The following is a 267-nucleotide window of genomic DNA, read 5'->3' as shown; positions in this document are numbered from 1 at the left end:
CAAAACCACCGCCAATGGATTGGGTGGTAATAATGTGCAGGGGGTGTATGCGGTGGGCAGCACGGTGTATGCCGCTACGTTTGGTGGGTTGTCGATTTCCCTCGATGGGGGCACCAGCTTCGTTAACAAAACCACCGCCAATGGATTGGGGAGTAATGTTGTGACAGGGGTGTATGCGGTGGGCAGCACGGTCTATGCCGCTACCCAGGGTGGGTTGTCGATTTCTCTCGATGGGGGCACCAGCTTTACCAACAAAACCACCGCCAG

General features: G+C 56.2%; 1 protein-coding gene. It reads left to right on the top strand.

All coding sequences use genetic code 11. The annotated features are described in order from the left end of the window. Nucleotides 1-267 (top strand): hypothetical protein (locus B156_RS29700; RefSeq protein WP_040586240.1); only part of this gene is annotated, 267 nt, incomplete at both ends.

The sequence above is a fragment of the Spirosoma luteum DSM 19990 genome, assembly GCF_000374065.1.
Classification (GTDB): Bacteria; Bacteroidota; Bacteroidia; order Cytophagales; family Spirosomataceae; genus Spirosoma; species Spirosoma luteum.
This window is presented reverse-complemented; position numbering and strand designations above follow the sequence as displayed.